Source organism: Parabacteroides merdae ATCC 43184 (assembly GCF_025151215.1).
Lineage (GTDB): Bacteria > Bacteroidota > Bacteroidia > Bacteroidales > Tannerellaceae > Parabacteroides > Parabacteroides merdae.
This window is the reverse complement of sequence record NZ_CP102286.1, coordinates 1,090,592-1,103,444: the sequence shown is the minus strand read 5'-3', so window position 1 is coordinate 1,103,444 and position 12,853 is coordinate 1,090,592. Positions and strand designations below refer to the sequence as shown.

General features: G+C 41.9%; 10 protein-coding genes, 1 rRNA gene and 2 pseudogenes. All 13 read right to left on the bottom strand.

The features are described from left to right. Nucleotides 1-29 precede the first annotated feature (29 nt). Nucleotides 30-573: pseudogene (locus tag NQ542_RS04390) on the bottom strand (AAA-type ATPase lid domain-containing protein); the annotation flags it as partial. Nucleotides 574-647: 74 nt separating this feature from the next. Beyond that, nucleotides 648-2,921: a Helicase associated domain protein gene (locus NQ542_RS04385; protein ID WP_005639532.1), complete on the bottom strand. Its 2,274-nt coding sequence runs from the start codon at nt 2,919-2,921 to the stop codon at nt 648-650. Between the two features lie 324 nt (nt 2,922-3,245). After that, complete coding sequence (locus tag NQ542_RS04380) at nt 3,246-4,592, bottom strand: sugar phosphate nucleotidyltransferase (RefSeq protein ID WP_005639527.1); 1,347 nt, start codon at nt 4,590-4,592, stop codon at nt 3,246-3,248. A gap of 352 nt (nt 4,593-4,944) precedes the next feature. Then, nucleotides 4,945-5,055: ribosomal RNA gene (gene rrf / locus NQ542_RS04375) — 5S ribosomal RNA — on the bottom strand. Nucleotides 5,056-5,074: 19 nt separating this feature from the next. Then, entirely contained in the window at nt 5,075-6,019 is a 945-nt protein-coding gene (locus NQ542_RS04370; protein WP_005639525.1) for a GDP-L-fucose synthase family protein, read from the bottom strand. After that, entirely contained in the window at nt 6,016-7,104 is a 1,089-nt protein-coding gene (gene gmd, locus NQ542_RS04365; RefSeq protein WP_005639523.1) for a GDP-mannose 4,6-dehydratase, read from the bottom strand. The genes NQ542_RS04370 and gmd overlap by 4 nt, the downstream gene beginning before the upstream one ends. Beyond that, the gene (locus NQ542_RS04360) at nt 7,101-7,871 is read right to left on the bottom strand and encodes a WecB/TagA/CpsF family glycosyltransferase (RefSeq protein ID WP_005639521.1); all 771 of its coding nucleotides are present in this window, start codon (nt 7,869-7,871) and stop codon (nt 7,101-7,103) included. Before NQ542_RS04360 ends, gmd begins: the two co-directional genes overlap by 4 nt. Nucleotides 7,872-7,881: 10 nt before the next feature. Next, nucleotides 7,882-8,703, bottom strand: coding sequence for a hypothetical protein (locus tag NQ542_RS04355; RefSeq protein ID WP_005639519.1), 822 nt, complete (start codon nt 8,701-8,703; stop codon nt 7,882-7,884). Nucleotides 8,704-8,765: 62 nt separating this feature from the next. Continuing rightward, nucleotides 8,766-9,323, bottom strand: coding sequence for a hypothetical protein (locus NQ542_RS04350; protein ID WP_005639518.1), 558 nt, complete (start codon nt 9,321-9,323; stop codon nt 8,766-8,768). 90 nt (nt 9,324-9,413) lie between these two features. Continuing rightward, nucleotides 9,414-10,550: a glycosyltransferase family 4 protein gene (locus NQ542_RS04345; RefSeq protein WP_005639516.1), complete on the bottom strand. Its 1,137-nt coding sequence runs from the start codon at nt 10,548-10,550 to the stop codon at nt 9,414-9,416. A gap of 48 nt (nt 10,551-10,598) precedes the next feature. Next, nucleotides 10,599-11,273: an acyltransferase gene (locus NQ542_RS04340; RefSeq protein ID WP_005639514.1), complete on the bottom strand. Its 675-nt coding sequence runs from the start codon at nt 11,271-11,273 to the stop codon at nt 10,599-10,601. Next, nucleotides 11,270-11,476, bottom strand: a pseudogene (locus NQ542_RS04335) (acyltransferase); the annotation flags it as partial. The pseudogene NQ542_RS04335 and the gene NQ542_RS04340, both read right to left, overlap by 4 nt. 402 nt (nt 11,477-11,878) lie before the next feature. Then, entirely contained in the window at nt 11,879-12,850 is a 972-nt protein-coding gene (locus tag NQ542_RS04330; RefSeq protein ID WP_005639510.1) for a glycosyltransferase family 2 protein, read from the bottom strand. Nucleotides 12,851-12,853: the final 3 nt, after the last annotated feature.

Below are 12,853 nucleotides of genomic sequence, written 5' to 3'. Positions count from 1 at the left end.
ATTTTATAGTGCCTTCTATTTCTACCGCATCCGTATTTTTTCATCTTCCGGTACAGCGTCGCCGGATTGACATTCAGCATTGCGGCGGCTTGCTCCCTGTGCCCGTTGCAGGCTTTAAGGGCGTTGACAATGTTCTTCTTCTCCAACGATTCATCCTTCAACGGCAGGACTGCCGGTACGGATGCCTGCCCATTATCGCACGGCGGAATTCCATTATCTAACCCTTCGATATCCAGTATCGGTTCTTCGGAAACAAGTACGGAACGCTTGATCTTGTTTTGCAGTTCACGCACATTGCCCGGCCACGGGTAGGCAAGCATCCTGCGCTTGGCATCGTCTGTAAAGCCTTGTGTTTCCCTTTTCAGTTCTTTCGAGTGGCGTTCGCGGAAAAACTCGGCCAAAGGGATGATATCTTCCGGACATTCTGCTAACAAAGGCTGGCGTATCTTGAACTAGCAAAGGAGGTGATAAAGGTCTTCTCTGAATTGCCCTTCCTTGATGGCCAATTGCAAGTCCTCGTTCGTAGCGGTAACGACACGAACATCTTGCCACCCGTTCTTTGCCACTTTTAATCTAAAATCATAGTCTACATCTATTGTAATTCTATTGTTCCGTATGAAATGAGAATATTTCTCACTTCATCTGTATTATTCGTCTCCTTTCAAGGGTATAAATCCTATTTGTTCCAATTGGACGATTTTTTGATCCGACAAGCTTCCTCTTCGATAATTCCGTCTTTGAACCGTACACCAACGCCCCAATGCCCCTTCACGACATCCAGGCCACCGTCCATTTTGGACATGAAACTGGTGCAACTGTTCCAAGTGGCTTCGCCAGACCTGCTCCACCGACCACACAAATCCTATTCGATCTAATAGTGTTTGACGATCAGGGGAAAGTTTCCCTTGCTTGCGCATTTTCCGCTGTGTACTGCACCACTCGCCCAAATAGCCTTCGGCTGATTTGGGAAAGCGCTGCTGTTTGTCGAGAAAGATTTTCAACGCTTCATAATTTTTCATCCATTCACCGTTCAAGTCCTGACTCCACACAAATCCGATCTCATCCAACACACGAATGCGTTCTTTGCTCAAACGTCCTTTCTTACGTCTTTCCCGTTGAGTATAACACCAGGTAGCCAAGGCACCATCCTCCCGTTTGGGCCAGCGACCTTGAGTCGCAAAGAAGACTTTCAATGATTGGAATTCCTTCATCCAGTTTGAATCCAGCAGGTTCCATTCAAAGCCGACAGACTCCAGCAGTTTGTAACGCTCCTCCGAGAGTCTGCCCCGTTTGTAAGCCATGCGCTGCGTATTGCACCACAAGCCCAGCTTCCCCTCTGTAACCGAAGGCCAGTCATTTTCTTTCTTACGGAACTCAATAAGCCTCTCATACATGATCTGCCAAGGTTCCAACTCTGTCAATATCTCCTCAATACGAAGCCGTATGTCTGATAGGAAACCTGTGGTCAGAAAAGAGGTCACCCCTTCAAATCCCTTGGGTGAAGGCTGACAGGCAAGGCGTTCCATGTGCAAGGCCATCATGTCATATACAGATTTGCCCGATAGGTTATTCACAAAATCCAATACGACAGGCTGTTTCCCGCTTCCGGCATCCAAGCAACGGCCCAGCTGTTGCAGGGTAACAATATAGGATTCTGTCCGCCGTAGAAACAAGACGGCATCTATGCCCTCCACATGCAGTCCTTCTATCAGCATATTGACAGAGAACAATACATGCAATTTCCCAGATTCTTTTTGGAAAGCCTTTAGTATTTGATTATTAATCCGTTCGCTTTGAGTGTGATGGATCTCAAATGGTATGATTACCCGTCCGGCTTGTGTCAGCCAGCCACACACCTCAGGAACCATCTGTTTCAGGTCGGTAAGATCACGGCAAAAAACCAGCAGTTTACATACATCTTTGGGCAAGAACTTTCGGATTACCTCAGGAGCTCCTAACGCCCCTTTAAAATCAACGCGAGCCACATCCAGTTTCTTTTGGACTTGTTCTTTTCGTCGAATTGAACATCCGCTTCGATCCAATCGCTTTTGTAAACGATTCAGTTCACCGTCTAATCCATAGGCACTTTGTACCAGGATTGGGACTGGTAAAATACGGTAATACCAAGCCTGAGGTAAGGTAAGTTCATAAAACAGATTTCCCTCGAAATAAAGATCCACCGTATCAATCATTCCCTCCGGGCGAATAGGAGTGGCCGATGTTCCTAATATATAGGCCTGCGGATTGGATTCAATTACCTCCTGCAAAGCAGCCCCCCATATTTCTGCACCGAAATGATGAAACTCATCAATCAAAATATGATCTGCTTTGAGTTGTTTATCATTTTTTCGATAATATATCAATGACTGAAACGTTCGATAGCAGATATAAGGAGAGGTAAAGCCTACCGCCTTTTTGATCTCCTCCAGGATTGTGACATTTGGAGCAAATACGCAAATTCGTTCTGTGGCATGGTCTGATATATAACGAGCCAGCAGATATGACTTTCCCGTCCCGGTCGCTTGCACAACGGTACCGATACGATGCTGTTCAAAGCCTTTTATAATAGCACGATAAGCTTTCTCGTTATGCGGGTAAAGTTCTACATGTCTGCCGGAATTAAGGCTTCTGAGGTAGTTGTCGTCAGAAACAGTCAAACCATGCAACTCATAAGCCAACGCCTCTTTCAGAAATCCACCATGAGCTACAATCCGAAAATAAAGACTCCCTTTACCTTGGGTTAATACTGTAAACTCCTCATAATATCTCTCAACGTCCGTTCGGGTCAAGGGGCGAATATTCCAAACCTCTTTAGCAATAAAATGTACCATTCCCGGCTTGAATCCGACCCATAGGAAGCCGTCCGATTCTATTACGTGATAAGCAAGTTTTCGATAATAAACCGATAACGAAGAAACCATGTTATACAATCAATGTTTTCAAGATATCAAAAGAACAAAAAGTGATGTACAAGACGCAGTTTGTTCCAACACTTCTTGTTCTTTCTTCATTCCCATACGAAATAGCATAAGATAAATTCTTAATGGATTAACACCGGAATATTTTGATACTATCCACTGAACATTTGCATTTTTGGAATGCAATATAAATTTTGATTCTCCCATAAACTCGATTTTCATAATCAATGGAAGAATCACAAAAGCCCTTGCCTTTTATAATTCTGAATTTTGTGTAAAATATTTAATCGGATTTGATTATCTGGAAGTTCTCGCCAAACTTTGTATCTACTTTTGCCAATTCCAATCAAACAATTCCACATCATCTTCAAGAAGATCGCTTCCGGTTTGCGTTTCTATCAGGGTCAAGTCATTTATGGCTTTTAGACCGTGGCGCATATCTTGAAGGATACAAACAGTATCTCCCTGTTTAACTGGGGTAATTTTTCCTTCTATAGCCAACAGTCCCTCTCCGTCAACAACCGTCCATACCTCTTTCCGTAGATGATGAGCTTGATATGTGAGACTTTTCCCTGCCTTTATAATCAATTGTTTCGTCAACGATTGAAATCCATCTGAATATTGAACATTATGAATAATCTTGTATTCTCCCCAATGTCTTTCCTCATACATTGGACAACACTGTAGCCGGTCTGCGTATTTTTTTATGTTCTCGCTCTTGCTCTTTTCGGAAATTAAAATACCGTCATTCGATGCTGCAATCACCAAATCTTTGGTTCCTATACACATAATCGGAAGATCCAATTCATTAATGATATGTGTATTTTCTGCCTCTCCATCAGTGATAACATTACCGATTACATGGTCTTCCAACTCATCTGTAAGTGTATTCCAAGTCCCTAAATCTTTCCATTTGCCAGAGAAAGGAACTACTGCTACCAATTTGGCCTTTTCTGCCACCTCATAATCGAAACTGATTTTGGGGAATTCACTATATCTGTTACGGATTTCCGAAAAAGAAACAGCCCGGATATATTGCTCCACAATATTCATCATATATCCCAACTTAAAAGCAAATACGCCACCGTTCCAAAATACATTTTCTTTTATAAGATATTCCGCTGTAGCTACATTCGGCTTTTCCGTAAACCGTTTGACCGAAAAGATTCCACCTTTCAGTTTCAATTCATCAGGCACTACATATCCATATTTAGCAGATGGATAGGTTGGAGTAATCCCCATAAGAACCAGATCAGCTACATTGTCATCCACCGCATGCACCATCTGCTCAATAACTTTGAAATATCCAGCTTCCGTAAAAGGGTCACAAGGCATAACAACAACTACTTCTTCATCGGCACATGATTTCTCATATTTCAGATATGAAGCTGCCAAAGCAATGGCTGGAAATGTATCACGTCTTTCCGGTTCCGTCACTACATCAATGTGGTCACCCAACTGATTGACAATAACATCAGCCTGCGAGATACTGGTGGCTATGGTAACATGTCCCTTCAAATCTGATTCCCCCAATTGACGAACTACACGCTGCAACATCGACTCTTTTTGCCCATCGGGAGCATCGAGCAACTTTATGAACTGTTTTGAACGGGCATTGTTTGACAAAGGCCATAACCGCTTTCCGGAACCTCCGGATAATAAAATAATTTGCATGATAATGGTTCAATAAATGCAATAAGTTAAGAATAAAAAAGAGGGTTTTGACAGGAACCCTCAACCTGTTGGAAGATTAGATTTTCAAAACTTCCAGTAATTCATCCTGTTTCTGTTTGCTCAATAAGTTGTCGTATAATCCATATACCGTTAACTCAGCAGCGAACCGCTCTGCACTTGTCTATGCAACATATGACTGATGAGCGTTGTCTAGCGTCTGTGCAGTGGCAAGAAAAAGAAGTATTATTACTATCCAATTTGGCAGCCTCGTCTTCCATTGAGAGAGGCTGTTCTAAATTTTACATATAAAATTCATATTAAATTCGTTTTAAGTTAAACTTAGTTGATCTCTCTTTGGCAATTACCTACTCTTCCGCAAATTGCAGTACCATCGGCGCAAACAGTCTTCACTTCTCTGTTCGGAATGGGAAGAGGTGTATTCCCTGTCGCTATAATCACCATATAATGGGTAATTAGTTATGTTATCGTTTCGCCCTCATGGGATTGTTCAAAAAATCCTCGTATGAAAGGCGTATGCCTTCTTTCAGTTCCGTCTTGTAAGTCCATCCGAACGAAGTCGCTTTCGATACATCCAATAGCTTTCGGGGTGTGCCATTAGGACGTGAGGTATCCCATCTGATTAAGCCTTCAAAACCAACAACTTTAGCCACCAATTCTGCGAGGGCTTTAATGGTGATTTCCTTCCCTGTTCCGGCATTTACCGTCTCATTCCCCGAGTAGTTATTCATCAGGAATACACATAGGTTGGCCAAGTCGTCAACATAGAGAAACTCACGTAACGGACTTCCGTCACCCCAGCAGACCACTTCTTTCAGACCTGCTTCCTTTGCCTCATGAAAACGACGGATAAGCGCCGGTAACACGTGGCTATGTTCGGGGTGGTAATTATCATTGGGACCATATAGATTGGTCGGCATCACGCTAATAAAATCTGTACCATACTGCCGATTCAAAAACTCACAATATTTCAGACCGGATATTTTAGCTAAAGCATAGGCCTCATTCGTCTTTTCTAATTCCGACGTTAACAAACATGATTCCGGCATCGGTTGGGGTGCCATGCGTGGATAAATACAAGATGAGCCTAAAAACTCCAGTTTTTTGCACCCGTTCTGCCATGCCGCATGGATAACGTTCATTTCCAATATCATGTTCTCATACATAAAATCCGCCAATGCCGACTGGTTGGCTACGATACCGCCCACTTTGGCTGCGGCAAGGAACACATATTCCGGTTTCTCCTCCGCAAAGAACTTTTCCACCGCTTCTTGACGGGTCAAATCCAATTCCTTATGTGTACGGGTAATGATATTCGTGTAACCCTGTCGTCTCAGTTCACGGACAATGGCAGAACCAACCATACCCCGGTGTCCCGCCACATAGATTTTTGCGTCTTTCTCCATCATTTCACGATTCCTTTCTCCAAATATTCAGCCAAGTTCGTCCTCATTACGCTGGTAACATGTTCCGCTGCCACTTTCTGCATGTCGTGCGTCACCATGATGCGAACCAGTTCCTCAAAGGAGGTACTCTGCGGATTCCATCCCAACTCGTTCTTTGCCTTGGTCGGGTCTCCCCAGAGGTTGACTACATCCGTCGGGCGATAGAAGTCTTCACTTACCGCCACCACCGTTTTCCCTGTCTTTGCGTCAATGCCTTTCTCCTGTACACCTTCTCCTTCCCAGCGAAGTTCGATGCCCGCATAACGGAAGGCAAGCGTGGCAAATTCACGCACCGTGTGCTGCACACCAGTGGCAATCACGAAATCCTCCGGGGTATCATGTTGAAGAATCAACCACATACATTCCACATAATCCTTGGCATAGCCCCAGTCACGCAGGGAGTCCAAGTTACCCAAATAGAGGCAATCTTGCTTGCCCTGTGAAATGCGTGCGGCAGCCAGCGTGATTTTGCGTGTCACGAAAGTCTCTCCACGCCGTTCGCTCTCATGGTTGAACAAGATGCCCGAACAGCAAAACATGTTATATGCTTCACGGTATTCTTTCACAATCCAGTAGCCATAGAGTTTCGCCACAGCGTATGGACTGTAAGGATGGAAAGGTGTCTTCTCGTTTTGTGGCACTTCCTCTACCTTACCGTAAAGTTCGGAGGTGGATGCCTGATAGATGCGGCATGTATCAATCAGGTCGCATTGGCGCACAGCTTCCAATATACGTAATACGCCCGTAGCATCCACGTCTGCCGTAAACTCGGGTGCATCAAACGATACCTGCACATGGCTCTGTGCGGCAAGGTTATATATCTCCGTCGGCTTCACCTTCTTTACCACTTGCAGTATACTCATCGAGTCGCCAAGGTCGGCATAATGCAAGTGGAAGTTCGGATGCCCCTCCAGATGAGCGATGCGTTCTCTATAATCCACTGACGAACGGCGGATGGTGCCGTGTACGTCATATCCTTTACCCAAAAGAAATTCGGCAAGAAACGAACCGTCTTGTCCGGTGATACCGGTAATCAATGCTTTCTTCATTTGTATATAGTGTTAATAGTGTCATTATGCTTTTTATTGTACTTCCGCTTGATTTCTTCTATTAGCAGTCGTGGTAAGGTCAAGATAATCATCGAGCACCGTTTCAATTGCTTCTTCGGACTGCACATAATACGAAAGACCCACTCCAAATGCGTTTTCAGCATCCACTGCGGAGCACGCCTCTCATCTGTATCGCTGTAAAACTTGAATGCTGCTCCTACGGCGATCATCACCCCACGTTTCAGGTAAGGCTTCAGTTTCGACATGAACATCTCCTGTTTCGGAGCACCGAGAGCTATCCAAATGATGTCAGCCTCTGATTCCTCCACACGCCGTGCTATATCTTCATAGTTAAACTCTTTCACATCGCAGAATGGTAGTTCATAGAATGTCATCGTAAGTACATCTGTATTCCATACTTTTATGGTATTCTTCAGCCCATCCAATGTCCGTTGCGAAGTACCCATGAACATCATACGGTATTTCCTTGAACTAACAATATCTTTGAATATCTGCGCCCCACAGTATTGCTCATACCTCACGCCATAGATCCATTTCAGATAGAGCGGCACATACCCGCTGTCGCAAATAGAGAACATTCCACCATTAATCACCCTCAGGTATTCCGGTTTCCTATTGGCGATATTCAGTACCACTCCGTCAGCCACACATATATAATCAGACTTTTCCGCTTTTACCTGCGAGGCAATACGATTCCACACAAGCTTCTTGTCAAACTCGTAACGGATATTAAAATATGTATTCATGTGATGATGTTTATATAAAAAATAAGTTTAGCATTACAGATTGACTGACTATACATTCCAAATGAGTTCTTCCAGGAAGAGATATCGAAATTCTTTTTTGTTCTTTCGTATATACTTCTAATAATATATTCTCTTCCTTACTGGCAGTTGCCATTGTAGATAAAATTTCAGCTGGTTCTAAGAGGACATTTCCATTGATTTTGAAAATGACATCGCCGATATTCAATCTTTCAGATAACATGCTATTTTCTTGAATTTCTAAAATAATCAGACCAATTCCACCATCATAAATGTCTGGATTTAGCAATCTTGACAATGATTGTTCTATAAAGACCCTGATGTTTGAGGGTAGTTCTTTGCAATCCAAAGCCTTTCTATAATAATAGATTGCCTCTCTTCCGTCAGATTCTGTGTATGACGCTATTGCAAGTGAAATTAACTTCTGAGGATCAGTCACCTCTGTTTGAATTTCTTTATTCAACAACGCACTATATTCAGCAGGGGTTAATTCTTCTGTCAATCCTGCACTTTTACGCAAAAGCATCAAAAAGGGATCTCGCATAATCCTTTCGATTTCTAACGTTCTGAGAGGCGTTGGAATTTTTTTTTTTAATATATCCGACCTTTTCGTATATAACTCTTTCAATTCAATGTTTAGATTTTGGATGTTTATGTCCATACCTGCTGTTATATGGTCAAATCCCATTTCACTGATATGGATAAAGAGGCTGTCTTCCTCCCCTGGATATACATGTATGAATTCTCTTAACGATTGCAACAGTGATATTTTTGATTTAAGCACCTTATCCTCATGGAGCGATTTGTTTTTCAAATAAAGTTCGTAATTTCTGTAATTAAGAGATATGTAGTGCGATAATGTGGATGAAAAATTATTTAGCGTGTCATACACATCTTTTTGCCAATAGTATATGTTTTTATGCAGTTTGCATTGTTACAATTGAAAGACAAGTCTTGTTTGGATATGTTGTATATCTCTTCTTTTATTTTAAAAGTCTGAATCAGTTGAAAAATTCCTGTTTGATATTCCTTATGAAAGTTTTTTGCCCGTTCCTGAAATGTATCTTCCGATTCATTGGGTTTGCGTACATCCCAGAATTTCTGAGGAACTCGTTCTTCAATTCCATTTATCAACACACATAAATCACGATAATTATCTAATAATTCATTCTTTACGATTTCAATGGCATTCTTATATCTCCTTTCAGCGGTATTCTTCGTGTCTCCAATATTGATATTCTGGTGGTTGTTGTTAGTTATATGACCTGAATTGTTATTGGCATAAATAGTATTAGTTTGGATATTCTTTTCTTGAGATACGTCCTTGTTCCTTTTGTTTTTTCTATATTTAATTATACCAAAGATTGCCGTTATCAAGGTAGGAATTATGCCCGATAATAACCATTCATAATTATCTTGCCAAAAATCGTACATTACAAAATAGATTTAATTATTAGACTATTTCTCACATGGCTCCAATTCACAAAGTACCTCGGAGACTCCATCTCAAAGCGTACTCATAAGCTATTTGTCATTGGCCTCAATGCAGTCAATCAAAATACCTTTTATGTTGTTTTCAAAATACACCATTGTAAATCGCTCCTTGAACATCCGTCTTCCTTCTGCTCCCATTGTATGCCTTGCATTCTTATCATCCAACAATCGTTGTATCGCATCAGCAAGAACTTTGGAATCCTGCGGTTTCACCACAAATCCATTTTTTCCGTCCTTCACCTCATCCCTTATTCCGCCCTCGTCGGTAGAGATTACCGGCAGTCCATTCATCATAGCCTCTATGATGACCAAAGGGAAACATTCGTTGAAATAGAAAGTTGGAAAAACGAAAATATCAGCCGTTTGCAAAAACGCCTCCTTATCTTTGCCATATTTCCTGCCATGATACACGGCGATATCATCCAATCCCCTTGCTTCAATCTCCAGTGCAAATCTCCGACCATCCAGTTCTTTTGTCTCTCCTCCAACAAAGTCGCAAACGAATCTGCATCCCCTTTCTTTTAATGTTTTCAGCGCATCGAGTAGGACCAACACTCCCTTGGAAACTATCAAGTTAGACAAGAACAGAATGTGCGGTACATCATTATGCCTTTCCGCAGAAGTTATTTTGCTATTCGTATCGGGAATCCCATTAGGGCAAATCATCACCTGCTCACGTTTCACAACCTTTTCTATATCAGCATACAGTCGCCACGACAGCAATATAACCTTCGTGTTCCGGTATACCATAGGCAGCAACCATCGGTAAATATGCCTATCCACATCTTTAGCCATCCCCTTGTTATGTTGGTGTATCACCACTTTATGCCTAAAAAGTTTGCACAGCAGTACAAACGGAGCATCCTTCAGAAAGCCCACTCCATGGCAAGTGATGGCAAGATAGCACAGGTCGTACTTGCGCGTAGTCAACAGCCAAAGCGTCTTGGCATAAGCCCCGATGAACCTCACCGCCTTGCGTGCATACAGCGACCACGACCTTTTGTCAATCTCCTCCATCGTGCGCGAAGTGGAAAGATTCACAAAGTCCATCTCAAACTCATCGTTCAGCACGCTACTCTCCTTGATGCTCTGGCTCACCATCGACGAGCCATGTACTGGCGGCGGCATGGGACAAACAAACAGAATCTTTGTATTATTTTCCAACATAATACCTAAATAACTTATGACTATTAACTGAGATAGAAATCCTCTAATCTATAATTCCCATCCTGCAATAGGTTTGACCGACTTAGCTGGTGAGCCAACAATCAGACTATTGGATTCAAACTTGCTTCCCGATACAAAACTTGTTGCACCAATAACGCAATTACTCGGCACATGCGAGCCTTTCAAGATAGTTACTCTACAGCCTATCCATACTTTATCCCCAATACGAACCTCTTTGTCGGGATTCATTTTTTGGATACACCCCTTGTCACTATAGATGGAATGTGTGTCACTATCCATTACCAAACAATTCCAGGCAAACTGTATGTCACGCCCCATAATGATGCTTTTGTAACATACAAACTGCGAGTTGGCACTTACAGCAAAGTTATCGCCAAGATACATCCTTGCTCCATGCTTAACGAATATCTTCGTTCCCAGTCCGATGTGTGCAGTGTGCTGAAATACCAATTCTCCGCCTCTTTCCACCGTCAAGCAAGTGGTATGCTTGGGGTCCGAGACATCAGCTTCATGGGATCCAATGACAATCATAGCCATACCTACATGATTATCATCTTCAATTATTATTCGTCCTTTAACGCTGACGCGTGTTCCATAGCGGACATAAAACGGTAGCTTCAGCGCCTGTTTCAGTGGCAGGTGGCGGAAGTTAAACCATAATGATTTGGGCAAAGACAGTAAATATTTAAAATAGATATTCATGATTCTTTCGACCGAACTAAAAATTTTTCCCCAAACTTTCGCGTGTCATTGATAATCTTGCAAGGATTACCGACCACAATAGAATAATCAGGAATATTCCCTTTCACTACAGATCCGGCTCCAATGATACAAAATTTTCCAATCTTGGTACCAGGTAAAATCACGGCTCCAGCACCGATGAAACTATTTTCTCCAATGCTGACGCCATTATAAGCAAGAGCATGAAATGAAGAAATACATTCATTAACCTTATTGATAGCTATCAACCCTTTTAGAAAAGACCAATCATGTGTAAGGATTATCACATTAGTAAAAATAACTACCCCCCCATTATGGTCAATCCTCCAGATGGGTCTAAATGCGAATGTGAGTCAATGTATTCCGGACTTCCAATAAAAATGACACCCGCTTTCTTATGGGCTCTTACAATCCATTTGTCATACCCCCTTCTGGCAATCAGCTTTATTGCTACAGCATACCAACGAAATACATAATACCATATTCTGTTCATGTAACTCATATTTTATACTAATCGTTTATCTCATTTTAAAACATTAATTCCATTGTATTCAGACAATGAATAACTAAATGCGAAAAGCCCATGTTTACCTCCCTATTAGTTTTTTTACATCTTTAATATCAGCTACTTTATCATAAGAATGGATGGTGAAAATCCTTCTCTGAATAAATCCTGGCATCAAGGCAAGAAGCAATATAGGATAAGTTTCTTTCGCAAACGGCCTATAAACAAGTGACTTCATACATTCACAAATGGTCTTCCACCTATCACCATACCGCAAGTTCGTACTAGCCTTCATTTTGTAGAAACGACCTATGAAATGCCTCAATTCATGTTTTTTTGAATACTCCGTTTTCAGTAATAATTTCAGTCCATCGCAAACAGGGTCTCCTTCATCATTTGGGCGAGTTGGCCTTTCTGTAAATGAATTTGTAGCTGGCATCATATAAACTGCTGTCGCTTTCTTTGTATATGCCCAGTCGGTTTTTATTGCAATTCTTGCCCACGTAAGCAAGTCCTCGCCGGAGGTAATGCCAACGGGAAAACCACCTATTTCCTTCAATAAGGACTTTTCTACACATGTTGTAATGCTGCAAACTGGTGGATGGGAACAACTGCATATTTCAAAATAATTAGTTAAAATTCCACTTTCTCCTTTAAATGGTATTTTATTCAGAATAATATTATAATCTGTACCATTTATGTTATTGACATAGTTTGAGGACCATGCCCTGCACTGGGAATATTGTCTAATCAGATTTACAAGGCTTTCAAGGTGATCTGTCAGCCATACGTCATCAGCATCAAGGAATGCCACATATTTTCCCTGAGCCTCTTCTATTCCTCTGTTTCGGGCAGCACTGACACCTCCATTCTCTTGTCGGATTAAATGGATTCGTGTGTCTGTGAATTGTGCCACAATAGCAGCACTATTATCCTTACTGCCATCATCCACTACAATTACCTCAAAATCCTTGTACGTCTGATTAAGCACGCATTCCAGTGTCTGCGCAATGCTCTTTTCCTTATTATATAAAGGTATAACAACAGATATCATTAA

Coding starts and splice junctions, on each gene's coding strand:
- NQ542_RS04350 (WP_005639518.1), bottom strand. CDS start 9,323: ATGTACGATTTTTGGCAAGATAATTATGAATGGTTATTATCGGGCATA.
- NQ542_RS04360 (WP_005639521.1), bottom strand. CDS start 7,871: ATGAATACATATTTTAATATCCGTTACGAGTTTGACAAGAAGCTTGTG.
- NQ542_RS04380 (WP_005639527.1), bottom strand. CDS start 4,592: ATGCAAATTATTTTATTATCCGGAGGTTCCGGAAAGCGGTTATGGCCT.
- NQ542_RS04385 (WP_005639532.1), bottom strand. CDS start 2,921: ATGGTTTCTTCGTTATCGGTTTATTATCGAAAACTTGCTTATCACGTA.
- gmd (WP_005639523.1), bottom strand. CDS start 7,104: ATGAAGAAAGCATTGATTACCGGTATCACCGGACAAGACGGTTCGTTT.
- NQ542_RS04345 (WP_005639516.1), bottom strand. CDS start 10,550: ATGTTGGAAAATAATACAAAGATTCTGTTTGTTTGTCCCATGCCGCCG.
- NQ542_RS04370 (WP_005639525.1), bottom strand. CDS start 6,019: ATGATGGAGAAAGACGCAAAAATCTATGTGGCGGGACACCGGGGTATG.
- NQ542_RS04330 (WP_005639510.1), bottom strand. CDS start 12,850: ATGATATCTGTTGTTATACCTTTATATAATAAGGAAAAGAGCATTGCG.
- NQ542_RS04340 (WP_005639514.1), bottom strand. CDS start 11,273: ATGAATATCTATTTTAAATATTTACTGTCTTTGCCCAAATCATTATGG.